This window comes from Pseudomonas sp. NPDC090592 (assembly GCF_044769185.1).
In the GTDB taxonomy this organism is placed as follows: domain Bacteria; phylum Pseudomonadota; class Gammaproteobacteria; order Pseudomonadales; family Pseudomonadaceae; genus Aquipseudomonas.
In genome coordinates this window covers 25262-39340 of record NZ_JBIVXJ010000047.1, presented here as the reverse complement: position 1 = coordinate 39340, position 14079 = coordinate 25262, and the positions used below count along the sequence as shown (strand labels likewise).

Genomic DNA, 14079 nt, shown 5'->3' with positions numbered 1-14079 from the left:
ACCTGATCGTTGGTTCCCAAGAGTAGTGAAGCAACGACCCGCAAAATATCCGACCCGAAAATGAAAATGCCAGTCAGCTTAACTGACTGGCATTACCCTTCGGGGCCCTTTTTTCATGGGTGGCGGGAACCTTTTGCGGACTTGCATCTTGCATGCAGGTTTACCGTGCAGGTTGCAAAATGCACGACCCATGAAATGCCGGCACTATACCAAGTAACTGATTTATAAGGATTTAATCGAAGTGACAAAGCTGGCACAGCACATGCAACTACCTTCATACCTGCCGCCAGGACATACGGCGCAGACCTTTCGAAAAACAGGAGTGACCCACATGAAGAAGTTCGCCATTGCTGCCGCTACTGCTACCGCTCTGACCCTGACCATGGCTAACGCGGCATTTGCCCAACAGTCCACCCAGGCCCCCATGACGCTGGCGGCCGGTGAGGTGACCAAAGCCAAGGAAGCAACCTCCGATACCTGGATCACCACCAAGGTAAAGGCTGACCTGATGACCGAGAAAGGTGTACCTGGCAGCGATATCAAGGTTGAAACCAACAAGGGCGTTGTGTCGCTGTCGTCCGATGTTGCAGTGACCGATGCGCAGAAAGAGATGGCAGTTGCCATCGCCAAGAAGATCAAAGGCGTACAGGCCGTTTCGGCTGATGGCCTGAAATCCGAATAAGGGATGTCCCGTCGGCCAAACGGACTTGGCCACCAAATAATGAAAGGGGCCGCTTTGCGGCCCCTTTCATTTAGTAAACAGGATTACGCGCTACCACATCACTCTCGAAGCATTCCTGCTCAATGATCAGCGGCTCCACCAGCGGCCGGCTATCGCGAAAATGTGCAGTCTGGGTATGCGCCTCATACGCCGCATCATCGCGGTAGATCTCATACAGGTAGATCAGCTCCGGATCGACCCTGTCCTGCGACACATCGAACACCAGGCAACCCGGCTCGCTGGCCACCGAAGCAGCGGCATTGACTTTGATCGCGCTAAGGAAAGCATCGGCACATCCGGGTTTCACGCGGGTCTTGATGAACAGGCTATACACAAAGCGCTCCTTTTGTTTTAAATTCAATAATGAATTGTATACAAAAATGGAGCCTAGCCAATGTCCGATTTGCCTGCCCGCCCTGGCCGCCTGAATGGCCTGCGCCATATTGCCTTGCTGGTACCCAACCTTGAGGAGTGCGAACGCTTCTACGTCGATGTGCTGGGCATGGAAGTACTGAACCGCGCCAATGAAGACCTGGTGTACCTGACCTGTGGTAATGACAACCTGTCGCTGGGGCGCGGGGCAGGGGCGGCCAACGGTTTGCAGACCTTGGATCATTATGGGTTCATCGTCGACAGCGTCGAGGAGCTGGAGGCTTGGTATGCGTACTTCAAGGCCCGAGGCGTGACCTTGCTCGACCGGCCATTCAACCATGGTGACGGCGCGCGCAGCTTCCACCTGCTGGACCCGGCGGGGAACAAGGTGCAGCCGCTGTATCACCCGGCGGTGTCTGGGCAGCGGTTGGTGTAAGCCTGTACGGGCCTCTTCGCGGGCATGCCCGCTCCCACAGGTACAGCGCAGGCCTAAAGCAGTGCGCTATCCCTGTGGGAGCGGGCGTGCCCGCGAAGAGGCCGGGCCTGCTTCATGAATTACTCAGCATCCAGGTGCATCGGCGTAACCACCCGCCCATCGCTCTCAGGCTGCCCCAGGCTGGTATCGATGAAATACACCCGGTCATCTTCCAGCTTGCCCTTGTCGACCAGGTAATCCTTGATGCTGCTGGCCCGCTCCTGGCCCAACGTACGCAGCAAGGCGGTACTCTCGGCCCACGACTTGATCACTGCCTCGCGCAGCTTGGCAGTACGCTCGTCACGCCCCAGTTGCTCCCATTCGGCGGGTGGCTGCTGTTTCAGGCGGGTGCGGTAGATGCCTTCGAGCATCGCTGGCTTGTCGCTATCGTCCACCACCAGCATCGAGGCATTGGCCGGCACCTTGTCACCGCGGCGCTGCAGGATCTTGTACCAGGTGGCCTGGTATTCACGCTCAAGGCGCTGCTGGGCAATCAATGGGCCATCGCTGGCCTGGGCGCTGGTGCCTTCGATTTCCAGGCGCAGTTCCGGGCGTTCTTTCAGTGCTGAGGCCAGCTTGTCCAGCGACGACTGGGCGTCACCGCTGAGCTCGCTGGAGCCGGGTGCGAAGGCGACGTTGCCAAGGTCTTGCGAGCCACCGCCACTAATCAGTCCACCAATGAACTTGAACGGGGCTTGCGCAGCGCGCAGCACCAGGTTGCGCAGGGTCTGCCAGACGATCGGCATCACGCTGAACTGTGGGTTGTTGAGGTCGCCCGTCACCGGCAGCTCGATCGAGATCTTGCCCTCGGTGTCCTTCAGCAATGCCACCGCCAGGCGGATCGGCAAGTCGACCGCATCCGGACTGTCGACTTTCTCACCCAGTTGCAGCTGCTCCACCACGACCTTGTTCTCGGCCTTGAGCTGGCCATTGGTGATCAGGTAGTGCAAGTCGAGGTTGAGCCGGCCCTTGCGAATGCGAAAGCCCGCAAACTTGCCGGAGTAGGGCGTGAGGGTGGTCAGTTCGACGCGCTTGAAGCTGGTGGCGATATCCAGGCTGGCCAGCGGGTTGAACGGGTTGAGTGCGCCTTTGATGGTGACCGGGGCGTAGCGGTCGACCTTGCCCTTAACGTCCACCTTGGCCGGCGCCGGCTTGCGGTTGTCGATGGTACCGATCTGGCCATTGAGCTGCTGGATGGCCGTGGCGAAGTTGGGGGTAAGGGACAGGTCGGCGAAGTTGGCCGAGCCGTCGTTGATGTCGATCTGGCCGATGTGGATACCCAGCGGCTTGTCGCTGCTAGCCGGTGCTGCCTTGGCTTGGGTTTTCGCGGGTGCGCTGGCCGGTTGCGGGATCAACAGGTCGTTGATGTTGGTGGTGCGGTCTTCATTGATGATGAAGCGCGCATACGGCTGCAGCAGGGTTACCTTGTCGATCGACAGCGCATCGCCGTGCACATAGGACAACCCGTCGACGTTCACCTGCTGCCATTTGACGAAGTCGCGGCTCTTGATGGTGTCGAGGGTGTGCAGCTGGTTAAGCTGGGCTTTGCCGGTGATAGTGAAGGCCAGCGGTGCGGTATTCTTCAGGTCGACCTTGAGGTCGCTGGCGAGCATGCCACTGCGCAGTTCCAGCAGAATGAACGGGCTGATATAGGCCTGGGCTACCCGCAAGTCGATGTCCCGGGTGCTCACATCCAGCTTGGCCCAGATCGGTGCCAGGTTGACCTGGCCGGCCGCCTGCAGCTTGCCTTGCCTGCCTACACCGGTATCGAGCTTGAGCGTGAAGGGCGACTGGTTGAGGCTGTCGAAACCTTGCAAGTCGGCGTTGAGCGGGCCGATGTCCAGGGCTACCGGCTCTTTCTGGCTGCGGTCGGCCAGGTGCACCAGGTAGTTGCGCAGTTGCACGTCCTTGAGCAGCACTTGCCAGGGCTTGCTGGGTTCTTTGGCGGCTTGCTGCTCAGGCGTGGGTTCGGCGGCAGCCGGTTCGGCTTTTTCTTTCGGCGTGGCCTTGGCGGGTTGGCTGGCGAACAGCTGTTGCCAGTCAAGCTGGCCGTCCTTTTCCAGCGCGGCCCAGGTCTCGAGTTTTTCGCTGCGGATCTTGCCCACGCTGACCAGTTGCTTGACCAGGTCCACGGAGGTTTCGCTCACCTCCAGGCTAGCCAGGCGCGCCAGCGGGCGGCCATCCGGTGCCTTGATGGCAAACGGGGCGATACGCACCGAAGCGTTTTCCAGCAGCAATTCGGTCTGTTTGGCGAGGTTGAGCTTGTAATGGGTATCGAGACTGAACACACCGTCTTCCAGCACCAGCGGCACGGCGTCGCGCACGTAGGGCCAGAACAGTTTCATCTTCCCCTCGGTGACCTTCAGCGTGCCTTCGGAGGCAATCGGTGACAGGCTGAGCGTGCCGTTCCAGTCGATGCGCCCGCCATTGGGGCCGTTGGCCACCAGGGTCATGTCGGCGCTGTCGTCGGGTAAGGTGCTGAGGTTTTTCAGCTCCAGGTTCATGTTGTCGTAGAGGAACTCGATCGGCTCGCTTGGGCGCGCGTCCTGGAAGTGCAGGTAGCCGTCGGTGAGCTTGATACTGCCGATACGCAGCGGGAACGGGTCGCTGGGCGGCTGGTCGGCCTTGGCCTCGCTGGCGGGCAGCTTGAACAGGCCGGTCAGGTTGAGTGTACCGTCCTTGGCGAACAGCACTTCGTTGCGCGGTTTGTCGAGCTCTACCGCTTCCAGGTGCAGGGCCTTGGTCCACAGGCTGTCGAGCGAGAGGTTGGCGTACAGGCGCTCGAAACCGACCTGTTCCTTGCCGGGCTCGCCGATCTGCAGGCCCCAGAGCGTCAGCTCAAGGCTGAAGGGGTTGAGTTCGATCCGTTCGAGGTGGGCTGGCACGGTCGCATACTGGGCCAACTGCTGGTTGGCGATGCGCAATGCCACACCGGGAAGAATGAGGAAGCCGAGCAGGCTATAGAGGGCTACCAGGGCCACGATTGCGCCAGCGGCGCGAGTCAATCCTTTGTACATGTGTCGCATCGTCTGTCTAAGCAGGAGTGCTTGGAGTATGGCACGTTAAATCAGTTCCGCTGAGGCGACCATTTGACCTCATTCGATGCCCATGCGCCGTTTGGCCCGGTGCGCCGACCCATCGCGCATTGCCCAGCGCAATACCGGCGCAGTGCGTTGCAACCCCAGGCGGATCATGCGGCGCTGCAACGGCCCGTGACGCAGGCCGAGCATGCTCTGGGCCCAGTCCGGTAGCAGGTCGATGCCGGCATGCAGCATCAGCTTGCCTACCGGCTGTGCCAGGCGGCTGGGGGCTGGGGCCTCGAGCAGGATCCTGACCACTTCGTGGCTGCGGCTGTCGCAGTGAAGCTGGGGGCGCATGCGCAGCAGGTAATCCTCTACCTGCTGGCACGAGCGCGGCACGTTACGGGCGCCAAGGCGCTCGGCGATCAAGGCGATTTCAGCGTAATAGGCGTCCTGCTCGGCGCGTGCCAGGTGCGGGTTGCGGTAACGCAGGTGGGCGGCAAGAAAGCTGCTGACCTCAGCTACATGGACCCAGGTCAGCAGGTCCGGGTCGCTGGCAGCATAAGGGCGGCCATCTGGTGCGGTGCCGCTGACCTGCAGGTGGATGGTGCGGACCTTGTCGATCAACCATTCGGCATCGCGTGTCGAGCCGAACGTGGTGCCGGAGATGAACTGGCTGGTGCGTCGCAGGCGCCCGAGCAGGTCTTCACGGAAATTGGAGTGGTCCCACACCCCGGCCAGGGCAAGCGGGTGCAGCAGCTGCAGCAACAGGGCGCTGATGCCGCCGACCAGCATGCTCGGGAAGTCACCGTGCACCCGCCAGCTGATGCTGTGCGGGCCGAACAGGCCAGGGTCGCCTTTGGGGTTTTCCAGATCGAGCTGGCCGAGGGCCAGCCCTGTAAGGCTCATGACCTGGGTTTCGATGCGGCGACGAAGGGCTTCCATGGCGACCTGTGGTTCAGGGCGGCCATGGACAATGGCCGCCGGTTACTGGTTGAGACGCTTGTCGATCAGGCCCTGCACCACGCCGGGGTCGGCCAGGGTCGAGGTATCGCCCAGGTTGTCCAGCTCGTTGCAGGCGATTTTGCGCAGTATACGCCGCATGATCTTGCCTGAGCGGGTCTTGGGCAATGCTGGCGCCCACTGGATAAGCTCTGGCTTGGCGAAGCTGCCGATTTCCTTGCTGACCAAGGCCAGTAGCTCGGCTTTGAGCGCGTCGTCCGGGTCGATGCCGCTCATGGTCGTGACGAAGGCATACACACCCTGGCCCTTGAGGTCGTGCGGGTAGCCGACCACGGCCGCCTCGGCGACGCTGTGGTGCAGCACCAGTGCGCTTTCCACTTCGGCGGTACCGATGCGATGGCCGGAAACGTTCAGCACGTCGTCGATGCGCCCGGTGATCCAGTAGTCGCCATCGGCATCGCGGCGGGCGCCGTCGCCGGTGAAGTAGTAACCGGGGAAGGGTTTGAAATAAGTGTCGACCATGCGTTGCTGGTCACCGTATACGCCGCGGATCTGCCCGGGCCAGCTGGCCTTGATTGCCAGCAGGCCCGCGCCGGGGCCTTCGATCAGTTTACCTTGCTCGTCCAGCAACACCGGTTGCACGCCGAACATGGGCTGCGTGGCGCAGCCGGGCTTGAGTGACTGCGAGCCGGGGAGCGGGGTGAGCATGATGCCGCCGGTCTCGGTCTGCCACCAGGTATCGACAATGGGGCAGCGCTTTTGCCCGACTTCCTCGAAATACCATTCCCAGGCTTCGGGGTTGATCGGCTCGCCGACGCTGCCGAGCAGGCGCAGGCTTTTGCGCGAAGTGCCCTGCAACGGCCCGGAACCCTCGCGCATCAGCGCACGCAGGGCGGTTGGGGCGGTGTAGAAAATGTTTACCCGATGCTTGTCCACCACTTGCCAGAAGCGCGAGGTGTCCGGGTAGTTGGGCACGCCTTCGAACATCAGCGAGGTCGCGCCATTGGCGAGCGGGCCGTAGACGATGTAACTGTGGCCGGTAACCCAGCCGACGTCGGCGGTGCACCAGAACACCTCGCCATCGCGGTAGTCGAACACCACCTTGAAGGTCATCGTCGCCTGCAGCAGGTAGCCGGCGGTGGTGTGCAGCACGCCTTTGGGTTTTCCTGTGCTACCAGAGGTGTAGAGGATGAACAGTGGGTCTTCGGCCTCCATCGGCTCGGGGGCGCAGGCCTCGCCGGCCTTTTCCGTTGCCTCGTGGTACCAGAGGTCGCGGCCTTCGGCCCAACTGACATCGCCACCGGTGCGGCGCACCACGAATACGCTGCTGACCGCAGGGCAGCTGGCCAGGGCCTTGTCGACGTTCTGTTTCAGCGGGATGCGCTTGCCGCCACGCACGCCTTCATCGGCGGTGATCACGGTGCGGCAGTCAGCATCGAGAATACGGTCACGCAGGGCATCGGGGGAGAAACCACCGAACACCACTGAATGAATGGCACCGATGCGGGTGCAGGCGAGCATGGCGAAGGCGGCTTCGGGGATCATCGGCATGTAGATGCATACCCGGTCACCTTTCTTCACTCCCCGCGCTTTCAGGGCATTGGCCAGGCGGCAAACCTGGCGCTGCAGTTCGCGGTAGGTGATGGCTTTCGAGTCTTTTGGCTCGTCGCCCTCCCACAGCAAGGCGGTCTGCTCGCCACGCTGGGCCAGGTGGCGGTCGATGCAGTTGTAGCTGACGTTGAGCTGGGCGCCATCGAACCAGCGGGCCTTGCCGGTTTTCAGGTCGCATTGCTGCACGCTGGACCACGGCTTGATCCAGTCCAGGCGCTTGGCCTGTTCGACCCAGAAGGTGTCAGGGTCTTCGACCGACTGGCGGTACAGGCGGCGGTAGTCGTCGGGGGTGAGGGCGGCAGACTGGCTGACGGCCAGGGCCTGGGGATACTGCTTGATATCGAACATGGCGGGTGGTCCTGCTCTTGTAAGGGGCGAGGGACTGCAACGGCTATTCGATAGGACAGTGTAGCTGGGAGTGGTGTTCAACCTGCACCGGCCCTTTCGCGGGCTTGCCCGCTCCCACAGGGACTGCGCCCCACTTGAGGGCGGCGCTATTCCTGTGGGAGCGGGCAAGCCCGCGAAGAGGCCAGCGAAGGTATCAGATCACCCGCGGTGGCGGCCGCGGAAGTAGTTGATCAGGCCTTGAGTGGAGCCGTCTTCGGCGCTGTCTTCCAGGCTACCGACCAAACGCTGGTACACACCCTTGCCCAGCTCCTTGCCCAGCTCCACGCCCCATTGGTCAAAGGCGTTGATACCCCAGATCACGCTTTGCACGAACACTTTATGCTCGTACATCGCCACCAGCGCACCCAGCCGGCGCGGGCTGATGCGTTCGACCACCAGGGTGTTGCTCGGGCGATTGCCCGGGATCACCTTGTGCGGCGCCAGCTTTTCGATGTCCGCTTCATTCAGGCCTTTGCCACGCAGCTCGGCTTCGGCCTCTTCGCGGGTCTTGCCGAGCATCAGCGCCTGGCTCTGCGACAGGCAGTTGGCGTACAGCCACTGATGATGGTCGGCCACCGGGTTGAAGCTCACCACCGGTACGATGAAGTCGGCGGGAATCAGCTGGGTGCCCTGGTGCAGCAACTGGTGGTAGGCGTGCTGGCCGTTACAGCCCACCCCGCCCCAGATCACCGGGCCGGTATCGGTTTTCACCGGGGTGCCGTCCTGCAGCACGCTCTTGCCGTTGGACTCCATGTCCAGCTGCTGCAGGTGCTTGGTGATGTTGCGCAGGTAGTGGTCGTACGGCAGGATCGCGTGGCTGCTCGCGCCCCAGAAGTTGCCGTACCACACGCCCAGCAGGGCCAGCAGTACGGGCATGTTCTTGTCGAACGGCGCGGTCTGGAAGTGCTGGTCCATGGTGTAGGCACCCGACAGCAGTTCCTTGAAGTTGGCCGTGCCGATGGCCAGGGCAATCGGCAGGCCGATGGCCGACCAAAGCGAATAGCGCCCACCCACCCAGTCCCACATCGGGAAGATGTTCTCTTCGCGGATGCCGAAGGCCACGGCGGCGGCCTTGTTGCTGGAAACGGCGATGAAGTGGCGGTACAGCTCGGCTTCCGAACCGCCCTGGGCCAGGTACCAGGTGCGTGCGGCCATGGCGTTTTTCAGGGTCTCGAGGGTGTTGAACGACTTCGACGAGACGATGAACAGGGTGGTTTCGGCGCGCAGGTTGGCCGACAGCTCATGGAACTCGCTGCCGTCGATGTTAGCCAGGTAGTGGCAGCGTACGCCGCGCTGGGCGTAGGGCAGCAGCGCTTCGGACACCAGCTCGGGGCCGAGGAACGAGCCGCCGATACCGATGTTGACCACGTCGGTGATCGGTTTTTCGCTGTAGCCGCGCCACAGGCCATCGTGGATGCGCCCGACCAGCTCGGTGATCTGGTTGAGCACCTTGTGCACTTCCGGCATGACGTTCACGCCGTTGACGCTGAGCTTGTCGCCCACGGGGCGGCGCAGGGCGGTGTGCAGCACCGGGCGGCCTTCCGAGGCGTTGATGATTTCGCCGCCGAACATCGACTTGATCGCGTCCTGCAGGCCCACTTCGTTGGCCAGGTTCACCAGCAGGTCGCGGCTTTGTTCGGTGATCAGGTTTTTCGAGTAGTCGAGGAACAGACCGCAAGCGCTAAGGGAGAACTGGTCGAAGCGCTTGGCATCGGCGGCAAAGGCTTCGCGCATGCTGAAGCTCTGCATGGCGTCGCGGTGTTGCTGAAGCGCCTGCCAGGCGGGCAGGGCCGTCACATCGTGGGGTGTACGGTAATACGCCATTGCGCGGGGTTCCCTTGGTGCGTGGTGATGCCTTGGACACGGCAGTCATTGCCGGGTTCAGGCTGGCATCATTATAGGCAAAGGCCACGCGCTGGGAATGGGTATGGCAGGGTGATTTTGGGGGCGCTTTGCGCCCCATTCGCGGCACAAGGCCGCTCCCACACGGGATGTGTGTTTCCTGGGGATAGTGCAGATCCTGTGGGAGCGGGCTTGTCCCGCGAATGGGCTGCAAGGCAGCCCCACGCCGTTATGCGGTCTTCTCTTCCACATGCAGGTACAGGTTGTCGATCAACCGCGTGTTACCCATGTAAGCCGCCGCAATTACCACCAGGTCGCGGTCATCGATCACCGCCGGGCGCAGGCTCACGGCATGACGCACTTCCAGGTAGTCCGGCCGGAAACCCGCAGCAGCCAGTTGCGCCTGCCCCTCGGCAACCAGCGCGGCAAAGTCCCGCTGGCCCCGGCCAATACCCGCCGCAATCTGCTGCAAGGTGCGATACAGCGCCGGCGCTGCCGCACGCTGCTCCGGCGTGAGGTAACCATTGCGCGACGACAGCGCCAGGCCATCTTCGGCACGCACGGTGGGCTCGCCGATGATCTGAACCGGCATGTTCAAGTCGCGCACCATGGCGCGGATCACTGCCAACTGCTGGAAGTCTTTTTCACCAAACACGGCAAGGTCGGGCTGGACCATGTTGAACAGCTTGCTGACCACGGTGGCCACGCCTTCGAAATGCCCGGGCCGGCTGGCGCCGCACAGGCCTTCGGAGAGGTGGGGCACACTGACGCGGGTTTGCACGCTCATGCCATCGGGGTACATCTCTTCAACGGTGGGCGCGAACAGCAGGTTGCAGCCGGCCTGCAGCAGGCGCTCCTGGTCGGCGGCCAGTGTGCGAGGGTACTTGTCGAGGTCTTCGTTGGCGCCGAACTGCAGCGGGTTGACGAAGATACTGGCAACCACGAAGTCGGCGCGCTGCGCAGCCTTGATCACCAGGGCCGCATGCCCGCTGTGCAGGTTGCCCATGGTCGGCACGAAGCCGATGCGCTTGCCTTCACCGCGGGCACGTGCAACGGCGGCGCGCAGTTCGCGGACGGTCTTGACTGTATTCATGCACTGAACCCGTGTTCGCTGCCTGGGAAGCTGACTTGCTTGACGGCCTCGACGTAAGCGACGAGGGCGCCTTGAATGTCTGGCTGGCCTTCCATGAAGTTCTTCACGAACTTGGGAACCCGGCCGCTCAGCGACAGGCCAAGCATGTCGTGCAGTACCAGTACCTGGCCATCGGTGGCGCTACCGGCACCAATGCCGATCACCGGGATGCCTACGGCATTGGTGATTTCCGCCGCCAGTTCACTGGGCACGCATTCGAGCAGCAGCATGGCCGCACCGGCCTGCTCAAGGGCGATGGCGTCAGCGCGCATCTGCCGGGCCTGGGCCTCTTGGCGGCCTTGTACCTTGTAGCCGCCCAGCACGTTGACGGTCTGCGGGGTCAGGCCCATGTGCGCGCAAACCGGCACGCCGCGCTCGGCCAGCAGGCGGATGGTTTCGCCCAGCCAGGCAGCGCCTTCGATCTTGACCATGTGGGCGCCGGCCTGCATCAGCGTGGCGCTGTTGGCGAAGGCTTGCTCCGGGGTGGCGTGCGCCATGAACGGCAGGTCGGCAAGAATCAGGGCGCCGTCGTTGCCGCGTTTGACGCTGGCGGTGTGGTAGGCCATATCTGCCGTGGTGACTGGCAGGGTGCTGTCGTGGCCCTGCAGGACCATTCCCAGCGAGTCGCCCACCAGCAACACTTCAACGCCGGCCTGGCTGGCGGCCTTGGCGAAGGTCGCGTCGTAGCAGGTCAGCATGGTGATTTTTTCACCCTTGGCCTTAAGGCCATTGAGGGTGGTAAGGGTTACTTCAGGCATGTAGGAAAATCCTCGTTCAGGCGCTGTAAAAAACGACTGCATTCAACGCGTGTAGTCATCTTCCGGAGCGGCACATCATCGCGCGTGATGTTCGGGCACAGGTCCGTCCGGGCCTAAATACGGGTATGCGGCACTTTGCTGCCGTACGGGACGCCTATAGTCGTGAGCGAGGTGGGGGAAGTCAATCACCCTGTTACCGCATTGTTACGATCAGGGTGTTACTGGCGTTACCGTAGTGCTGTGCGCGGCTGAAACGCCCGGTTTACAGGCGTTCCAGGCCGACGAATGGACAGTCGTCGAGCAACTGCGCGAGGGCGCGGCCATCGGCCAGGCAGAAATCGCCCGGTACCAGCTCCGCCAGCGGGTACAGCACGAAGGGCCGGGCATGCATGTGGTAATGCGGCACTTTCAGGCGTGGCTCGTCGAGTACGTGGTCACCGAACAGCAGGATGTCCAGGTCCAGCGTGCGCGGGCCCCAGCGCTCCTTGCGCACGCGGCCATGGCCGTTCTCGATGGCTTGCAGCGCATCAAGCAGGGCCAGTGGCGGCAGTGCGGTGTCTAGGGCGGCAACAGCGTTGGTGTAGCGCGGTTGGCCGGGTAGCAGCGAGTCGCTGGTGTACAGGGCCGAGGCTGCCACCAGGCGCGTCCCTTCAACCTGATCAAGCGCCTGCAAGGCACTGCGCAGCTGCTCGGCAGGTGCATCCAGGTTGCTGCCCAGGCCGACGTAGGCGCGCGTCTTCACTCGAACGCCTCGTCGCCGCTGCGCTTGCGTTTGCTACCGCTGCGCTTGCGTTTGCGCGGGCCGGCACCAGTGCCTTCATCACGGCTGCCCAGTTCGCGAATCATCTCGCGGCGTTCGCTGTCGTTGGCATCCTGGTAGTCAGTCCACCACTGGCCGAGGTCGTCGGTTTCTTCCCCGGCGCTTTCACGCAGCAGCAGGAAGTCGTAACCGGCGCGGAAGCGGGGGTTGTCCAGGAGCAGGTCGGCGCGCTTGCCGCTGCGTCGTGGCAGGCGTTCCTGCATGTCCCAGATCTCGCGGATCGGCAGGGTGAAACGCTTGGGGATGGCAATGCGTGCGCATTGCTCGGCGATCAGGTCGTGAGCGGCACCGTTCATGGCCGGGATCGGCGGTACACCCTGGTTTTGCAGGTGCAGCACGCGCGATGGCAGGGCAGGCCACAACAGTGCGGCGAACAGGAACGCCGGGGTTACCGGTTTGCCCTGTTTCACGCGCAGGTCGGTGTTGTTCAGTGCCTGGCTGATCAGCGTGTGGGTGTAGGTCGGGCGCTCGTCCAGGGCGTGTGCGCTGGCCGGGAACAACGGCTCGAACAGCTGCAGGTCGACCAGCATTTCGAAGGCGATGGCACCTTGGCCGGAGAGGAACAGCTTGAGGCTTTCCTCGAACAGGCGTGCGGGTGGAATCTCGCGTAGCAGCGGGGCCAGTTCGCGGATCGGCTGGACCGTGTGCTTCTCGATGCCGAAGTCGAGCTTGGCGGCAAAACGCACCGCACGCAGCATGCGCACCGGGTCTTCCTGGTAGCGATGGGTCGGGTCGCCGATCAGCCGCAGCAGGCGGTTGCGCACATCGTGCACGCCATTGGCGTAATCGAGAATGCGCTCGCTGACCGGGTCGTAATACAGGGCGTTGATGGTGAAGTCGCGGCGTTGCGCGTCTTCTTCCAGGGTGCCGTATACGTTGTCCCGCAGGATGCGGCCACTGGCATTGTGCGACGAACGGTGGCTATCACCCTGATCGTCTTCGGAGTGGGGCGCGCGGAAGGTAGCGACTTCGATGATTTCACGGCCGAAATGCACGTGGACCAGCTTGAAGCGGCGACCAATGATGCGCGCGTTGCGGAACTCGGCACGGACCTGTTCGGGGGTGGCGCTGGTGGCGACGTCGAAATCTTTCGGCGTGATGCCCAGCATCAGGTCGCGGACACAGCCACCGACCAGGTAAGCCTGGTAGCCGGCGCTCTGCAGGCGCTCCACGATGTTTACCGCATGGCGGCTGAACTGGTGGCGCTGCAGCGAGTGCTGGCTCTTGTTTATCACCTCAGGCGTGGTGCGCCTGTGGTGCTGGCCCGGTACGGGCGGGCGGAACGACTGGAACAGCTTCTTCAGCATGGGATGCACTGTTTGAAGGAATGTTCGGCCAAGAATAGGAGAATGGCCGCATGATGGGCGGGGATTCTAGCATTTACTCAAGGAATGGTGTAGGCGGGTAGCAGGATGCCTGCCAGAAGGGTAGAAACGACAAGGGGAGCCTAAGCTCCCCAAGAAGTCGTTGCGTGCTCTTATTGTTATTTTGCCGGGCTTCTTGTTTTTGTTGAGTGCCCTGCCCACAAATCTCGAAGCTTGTGGACGACCCCCAATCCAGGGGTTAAGAGCAAACGGATTGCTTTGGCCGCTGATGTCACGTTGATCAGATGATCCAACCAGTTCAGGCGCTGCTTTTTAGTGCAGTTTTTGTTGTTCTCTGCCTGGTCGTGGGGCAAGCCCCAAACACGCATCCTCTCCAAAAGAATCAGTTAGCTGCGCCTCCGCCGTCTTGTTTTTATTGTGCGTGAGCCGTTTCGTCTTGTTCTTATTCTGAGTTGCAGTGCTTGTTATTGTTTTTGTACTAAACATATAGCAGGTGCCGTGCCAACTTTTGCAAACCCAGTAAATTCAAGGGTTTGCGGCTTTCTGGCGGTTTGCCAATGGTCCAAAATGTCGAAATTTCGTTACCGTACGCCTCGGGAACTGTTACGGCGGAAAGGTTGGGTAACAGATTTCTGCGGGGGCTGATGTGTTAC

Annotated in this window: 11 protein-coding genes; 2 read left to right on the top strand and 9 right to left on the bottom strand. The window is 62.1% G+C overall.

Annotation, left to right across the window (positions count from 1 at the left end; genetic code table 11):
* Positions 1-331 precede the first annotated feature (331 nt).
* On the top strand, positions 332-682 hold the full coding sequence (locus ACIQUI_RS27320) for a BON domain-containing protein (protein WP_012274238.1): 351 nt from the start codon (positions 332-334) through the stop codon (positions 680-682).
* A gap of 70 nt (positions 683-752) precedes the next feature.
* On the opposite strand, the gene ACIQUI_RS27315 is transcribed toward ACIQUI_RS27320, so the two are convergent.
* Entirely contained in the window at positions 753-1055 is a 303-nt protein-coding gene (locus tag ACIQUI_RS27315; protein ID WP_403203987.1) for a putative quinol monooxygenase, read from the bottom strand.
* A 60-nt stretch (positions 1056-1115) separates the two neighbouring features.
* Here ACIQUI_RS27315 and ACIQUI_RS27310 point away from each other — a divergent pair, with 60 nt between their 5' ends.
* Complete coding sequence (locus ACIQUI_RS27310; protein ID WP_403203985.1) at positions 1116-1529, top strand: VOC family protein; 414 nt, start codon at positions 1116-1118, stop codon at positions 1527-1529.
* 119 nt (positions 1530-1648) lie between these two features.
* Here ACIQUI_RS27310 and ACIQUI_RS27305 read toward each other — a convergent pair whose 3' ends face one another.
* The 8 genes from ACIQUI_RS27305 to ACIQUI_RS27270 form a co-directional block, all read right to left on the bottom strand.
* The gene (locus tag ACIQUI_RS27305) at positions 1649-4585 is read right to left on the bottom strand and encodes a DUF748 domain-containing protein (RefSeq protein WP_403203983.1); all 2937 of its coding nucleotides are present in this window, start codon (positions 4583-4585) and stop codon (positions 1649-1651) included.
* A 78-nt stretch (positions 4586-4663) separates the two neighbouring features.
* Positions 4664-5533 (bottom strand): oxygenase MpaB family protein, encoded by an 870-nt coding sequence (locus ACIQUI_RS27300; protein ID WP_403203981.1) that lies wholly within the window; start codon positions 5531-5533, stop codon positions 4664-4666.
* A gap of 42 nt (positions 5534-5575) precedes the next feature.
* A complete protein-coding gene (acs, locus tag ACIQUI_RS27295; RefSeq protein ID WP_403203979.1) occupies positions 5576-7510 on the bottom strand; it encodes an acetate--CoA ligase in 1935 nt (644 codons plus the stop codon).
* 198 nt (positions 7511-7708) lie between these two features.
* A complete protein-coding gene (gene pgi, locus ACIQUI_RS27290) occupies positions 7709-9373 on the bottom strand; it encodes a glucose-6-phosphate isomerase (protein ID WP_403203977.1) in 1665 nt (554 codons plus the stop codon).
* A 247-nt stretch (positions 9374-9620) separates the two neighbouring features.
* Complete coding sequence (gene panC / locus ACIQUI_RS27285; RefSeq protein ID WP_403203975.1) at positions 9621-10484, bottom strand: pantoate--beta-alanine ligase; 864 nt, start codon at positions 10482-10484, stop codon at positions 9621-9623.
* Positions 10481-11281 (bottom strand): 3-methyl-2-oxobutanoate hydroxymethyltransferase, encoded by an 801-nt coding sequence (gene panB / locus ACIQUI_RS27280; RefSeq protein ID WP_403203973.1) that lies wholly within the window; start codon positions 11279-11281, stop codon positions 10481-10483. Before panB ends, panC begins: the two co-directional genes overlap by 4 nt.
* A 262-nt stretch (positions 11282-11543) precedes the next feature.
* Positions 11544-12023, bottom strand: coding sequence for a 2-amino-4-hydroxy-6-hydroxymethyldihydropteridine diphosphokinase (gene folK / locus ACIQUI_RS27275; protein WP_403203971.1), 480 nt, complete (start codon positions 12021-12023; stop codon positions 11544-11546).
* Positions 12020-13408, bottom strand: coding sequence for a polynucleotide adenylyltransferase PcnB (locus tag ACIQUI_RS27270; protein ID WP_403203970.1), 1389 nt, complete (start codon positions 13406-13408; stop codon positions 12020-12022). Before ACIQUI_RS27270 ends, folK begins: the two co-directional genes overlap by 4 nt.
* Between the last annotated feature and the right edge of the window lie 671 nt (positions 13409-14079).